Annotated in this window: 1 protein-coding gene; it reads right to left on the reverse strand. The window is 61.1% G+C overall.

From position 1 onward, the window contains the following. Positions 1–71 precede the first annotated feature (71 nt). A partial coding sequence (locus Q4563_RS17935; protein WP_303605465.1) for a transketolase C-terminal domain-containing protein occupies positions 72–332 on the reverse strand: 261 nt, incomplete at its 5' end.

Consider the following 332-nt stretch of genomic DNA (forward strand, 5'->3'; position numbering starts at 1 on the left):
GCCTGGAGCTGACAAACCGTCCTCCAAGGCCGGACAGGCCAGCGATTAACACTGGCCGACGGTTGGAGCGGTCAGAGCTGCGCCAGACGCTGCTGAATCCGCTCCAGCACATGGTTGCTATCAAGACCGGCATCCAGCCATTGGCGATCCGGGCTGGCATGTTCGATATAGCGATCGGGTAATCCCGTCAGTAAAACCGGTACCATCACGCCCGCAGCCGCCAGGGATTCCAGCACCGCACTGCCTGCTCCACCCGCCGTGGCGTTTTCTTCCAGCGTTACCAGCAGGTCATGAGATTCTGCCAGCGAGGCAACCAGGGCATCATCCAGTGG

The sequence above is a fragment of the Gilvimarinus sp. 1_MG-2023 genome (assembly GCF_030548285.1).